7 protein-coding genes are annotated in these 4,194 nt (G+C 31.3%); all 7 read right to left on the bottom strand.

Annotated features, from left to right (window positions below):
* The coding region (locus Q4512_RS16265) for a helix-turn-helix domain-containing protein (RefSeq protein WP_303426443.1) at positions 1–186 on the bottom strand (186 nt) is incomplete at its 3' end.
* A 218-nt stretch (positions 187–404) separates the two neighbouring features.
* The gene (locus Q4512_RS16270; RefSeq protein WP_303426444.1) at positions 405–761 is read right to left on the bottom strand and encodes a type II toxin-antitoxin system HigA family antitoxin; all 357 of its coding nucleotides are present in this window, start codon (positions 759–761) and stop codon (positions 405–407) included.
* Between the two features lies 1 nt (position 762).
* Complete coding sequence (locus Q4512_RS16275; RefSeq protein WP_303426445.1) at positions 763–1,056, bottom strand: type II toxin-antitoxin system HigB family toxin; 294 nt, start codon at positions 1,054–1,056, stop codon at positions 763–765.
* Between the two features lie 184 nt (positions 1,057–1,240).
* On the bottom strand, positions 1,241–1,618 hold the full coding sequence (locus Q4512_RS16280) for a hypothetical protein (RefSeq protein WP_303426446.1): 378 nt from the start codon (positions 1,616–1,618) through the stop codon (positions 1,241–1,243).
* 194 nt (positions 1,619–1,812) lie between these two features.
* The gene (locus Q4512_RS16285; protein WP_303426447.1) at positions 1,813–2,184 is read right to left on the bottom strand and encodes a hypothetical protein; all 372 of its coding nucleotides are present in this window, start codon (positions 2,182–2,184) and stop codon (positions 1,813–1,815) included.
* A 149-nt stretch (positions 2,185–2,333) separates the two neighbouring features.
* Entirely contained in the window at positions 2,334–3,095 is a 762-nt protein-coding gene (locus Q4512_RS16290; RefSeq protein WP_303426448.1) for a DUF6090 family protein, read from the bottom strand.
* A 140-nt stretch (positions 3,096–3,235) separates the two neighbouring features.
* The gene (locus Q4512_RS16295; RefSeq protein ID WP_303426449.1) at positions 3,236–4,096 is read right to left on the bottom strand and encodes a hypothetical protein; all 861 of its coding nucleotides are present in this window, start codon (positions 4,094–4,096) and stop codon (positions 3,236–3,238) included.
* Between the last annotated feature and the right edge of the window lie 98 nt (positions 4,097–4,194).

Genomic DNA, 4,194 nt, shown 5'->3' on the forward strand with positions numbered 1-4,194 from the left:
ATGAGCTAAATGAGCTTCGTATTTATCGTACTTATTTTGCACCCATTTATTGACTTCTCTAGAGATTGTTGATCTAGTTCTATCTAGTCTTTTAGCTATATAAGCTTTCGTGTTGTTTTCGTTTAAAAGAGTCTCTATTTGAATTCTCTCTTTTAGAGTAAGTCGTTTATGTTTTTTTACTTCCATTATAACAAATCTATAAATTTAGATTTGTTGCGTTAAGTTATTGAATGGAGGAATGGTTGGTCATAATGAAGGCTAACGTGTTCGTGTAATGATTAGTTGCGATGGCGAGAACTAAGTTAATAAAAGAAACTGAACCAGTAGAAAATTCCGCAGGAATTTTCCGAGTACGCAACAACCACAGCAATTAATTATACACGTTGTTAGCCACTGGCTTTTTATTAATAATCTTGAACTAAAACTTCAGTTGGAATATGTAGATTAGAATTAAGTTTTCTTATCATGCCTAAAGTCAGTTTTCTTTTTTTATTTAGTATTTCACTAACTCTGCTTTTAAATCCGACAACTTCTGCCAAATCTTTTTGATTCATTCCCATTTGTTCCATTCGGAATTTAATAGCCTCAATTGGATCAGGCATTCCAATAGGAAATTTTTCATTTTCGTATTGGTCAATTAGAATAGAAAGTATTTCCAATTCATCACCTTTTACAGTTCCTTTTTTCGCATCAAAAATCAGTTCAAGTCTATTGAGTGCGTTCTGATAATCTTTTTCGTTTCTAATAGGTTTAATGTTCATATTAAATTTCGTTTGCGTTAATTTTGTCATATTCAGCGTGAGTTCCAATAAAACGAATCCAACAGATTTGATAATCAAAGTTGAATTTAACAATCAGCCGATAATCATTACCTTTTATATTAAAAACAATACGATTGTCTTTTAAAATACTAGCGCTTGGATATTCATTTTTCAACTTGTTAATATTTTCCCATTCCGCTTTTTCAGTTTCTCGATACCATGATTTTAATTGTTGTTCACAATCAGCATGTTTTATCCAAAAATCGCGTAAAGTTCGTTTTGCAATTACTCTCACATTTAATTGTTTGTCGCAAATATACTAAAAAAGTTACCAATTTGGTAACAATTTCTGTTTTTTTCGCTTGTGGCTAACGGTTTTGTGTATGGTTAGTTGCGTGTTTCAGCAACTAATTTAGTAAACAAAAACGAACGCGAGAAAATTCCGAAAGAATTTTCCAAATAAGCACTTGCCAAAGCAATTAATTATACACGTTGTTGTACCCAGTTTTTTTTCTTTTTATTATTTCAAATATTCCTAAAGTCAGTATCGCAATTATGATTCCTTGTATAAAGAATATTCCAATTCCATACGATATTGATTCCATAAGTCCAGCGTTTCCATTTTCTGTTTGATAGTCTCTATGGAAGCTTGTTGTTATTATTACAAAACGTTCAAAATACATTCCGCTTTTCATTCCGAACGCAACTAATAATACATACCAAAATTTCGATGCTAATTTTTTAATAAACAATGTAAGTGGTAAAATCAGAGCACCAAAAAACATAATCCAATATGCAATTGCATAAGGTCCAGTAGCTCGATTGATAAAGGCGTGTTCATCTGGATTCATAGCCATTCCAATCAGGTAAAAAGAAAAGGTAACTATCGTATAAATAATAATTGTCCAACGAATTAAATTCAGAACTTTTTTCGTTTCAAATCGATTTTTGAAAATCAGTTCGACAAGCATTAAAGTCAGAATTATGGGAATCAGACAGTAAATCAGATTCGCATCAATTATTTCAATAACTCTTTTGTACAATTCCATTTTTATCTTCGTAATCTTTGTCCGTATCCAGTTTTTAAAAATTCCGATGCTTTTTCGAGATAACTTTGTTCAATATCTTGGTTTTCTTTCAGCACGTGATGAATCATTTCTTCCGTTCCAGTATTTAAATCAGTCAGATTTATTTCAAATCCGTAGTCTACAGGATGGTAAGCATTTGATATTGTTATTCTCAAATTTTTGTCCGAATTATTAAATTCAAATTCGTCCATTATTACAGTCCCATTTGGTTGTTCCGAAAACGTGTAATTTGGTTCGTCAAAATCAAATTCCGATGTCAGAAATTCAAAATATAACTTTGTTTTATTGACAAAATTTTTCCTTTTTGAATCGTAAATTTCTTTTGGTGTGGTCATTTTCTCAAATTGGGTACAACGGGTTTGTATATGATTAGTGGCGTGTTTAAGCACCTAATTTAGCAAATAAAAACCGAATAGAAAATCCGCGAGGATTTTCGTAAGTAGGCGAGGACTAGCCATTAATTATAAACGTTGTTGTGCTTTCGTTATTCTTTTTTTACTAATTCGGATTCAATTTGTGCTATAATATTTTCAACAAACTTTAAAATATTTTTTTGATATTCCAATCTATTCTTTTCTAAATCAGATTTTGTTACCAAAACACCTAAAAATGAATCATTTTTTAAATGTCTAATAATTGCACTATTTCTTTCTTCTTCAGTTATTGGTTTGTTTAAGCCATTCCTTTTTCTATCCCTTTCAGGTTCCAAGTATGCAGCATAATTACTCGATTTCTCCACCAATGATGATGTTAAATCTAAACAAAAGTCTTCATCTTCAAAACCATATTTAATTTCTGCAGAAAACTCTGCAAGTAAACTTTTCAATTTTTGATTTTTTATAATGTCAGTTTTACCAGAGCCAATCAGTCCATCATAAGTTCCATTAACGGGTTCTACTCTCCAGTATGATATTGCTCCGCGATAAATATATTCTCCAATAGAATCAATATCTTTTTGTTCATTCATTGTAATTTGCAATTTGTAGCAAAATTCCACGACAGTTGTTTGATTTTTGATTGTCGCTTTAGTCCTATTTTGTGTTTCCAGAAAATCTGTTTTCATCGCCTTTAGAATTGCGACTTCTTCATTTTCAGCAATCCTGTTTTGGTTCAAATTATTTATACCTAGAGCAATTAAAATTCCTATAACTACAAGTACAATTTCGCCAATCGCATAAATCAGATACTTACTGAATTTATTTTCAGTCAGCAGTTTTTGTCGAATTTTTCTAAAGAATTTTATCATTGGTTTGCGGTTTCTGGTAATGAAGCACAACGTGTTTGTATAAGATTAGTTGCGTTGTTTAAGCAACTAATTTAGCAAATACAAACCGAATAGAAAATCCGCGAGGATTTTCGTAAGTAGGCTTGCACCAGCAATTAATTTTATACGGTGTTGGCAACCGTTTTTTTATTCATTCTATAATGTAAATTCAGAAACCGAATTCCGTAAAAATTCAGGTTATGGTCAGCTCTCAATACATTTTCTTCATCTTCATAAACTCTAATCCATTCGTGCATTGATTTTACAAATCTTGCCCAATATTCTCCTTTTTCATTTGTCAAGGTGAAGTAAAATCCGTTATCTCCAAATTTTTTTCCATCAGAGCAGAGTAGAAGAGAACCATCTTTCTCAACTTTCTTTGTCATAACCACAGAAGCATTTCCGTTTGGCAATGGAAACACAACTTTTAGAAGTGGTTTTTCATAATTCGGATTTTTACAAGTTGTATAAATTCCTGAATAAATTACATCGTTTGTGCTTTTTATTATTCTATACCAAATTGTCCATTTCGTTTCATTTGTATGTTTGTCTTTTAGTTTGATTATTTCACTTTTCAGTCCTTTTGCGGTGTCAATTGAATTCAGAGGTAAATTCAGTTGTTGAAGTCGCTTGCTAAAAATCAAATAAAGAAGTTTACCAAAAGGTTTAAAAATACCTTTCCATTCAGACCAAACTTCAAAATCGTAATTCGATGTGTTTTCGTAAAAGTCAGCAACTTTATCGTTTAAACGATTTTTGTCTTGGTCAGAAATTCCGATTTGTTCCATTTTTTCAAGAAGTCCAGAATTCGGCAAGTTTTTTTGAATTTCTAAATTCTCTTTTTCTGCTAATTCGAAGATAAATTTATCTTTAATTATATCTGTATTTCCAATAGGTCCAATTAACCACTCAAAATCGTTCGGGTTTATTCTTTTTCCTGTGGTTTTTACCCAAATTTGAGTGATTTTATCTTGTATTGCCATTAAGTTCGTTCAAATGGTTGCCAACGTGTTTGTGTATGGAAAGTTGCGTTTTTGTGAGCGAGGATTTTCCGAAGGAAAATCGGAAGTAACAAAAGAGC

Source organism: Oceanihabitans sp. 2_MG-2023 (assembly GCF_030547245.1).
Classification (GTDB): Bacteria; Bacteroidota; Bacteroidia; order Flavobacteriales; family Flavobacteriaceae; genus Oceanihabitans.

Excerpts from the sequence above, each read along its gene's own strand:
- Q4512_RS16270 (WP_303426444.1), bottom strand. The coding sequence starts at position 761 with ATGAACATTAAACCTATTAGAAACGAAAAAGATTATCAGAACGCACTC.
- Q4512_RS16280 (WP_303426446.1), bottom strand. The coding sequence starts at position 1,618 with ATGGCTATGAATCCAGATGAACACGCCTTTATCAATCGAGCTACTGGA.
- Q4512_RS16285 (WP_303426447.1), bottom strand. The coding sequence starts at position 2,184 with ATGACCACACCAAAAGAAATTTACGATTCAAAAAGGAAAAATTTTGTC.
- Q4512_RS16290 (WP_303426448.1), bottom strand. The coding sequence starts at position 3,095 with ATGATAAAATTCTTTAGAAAAATTCGACAAAAACTGCTGACTGAAAAT.
- Q4512_RS16295 (WP_303426449.1), bottom strand. The coding sequence starts at position 4,096 with ATGGCAATACAAGATAAAATCACTCAAATTTGGGTAAAAACCACAGGA.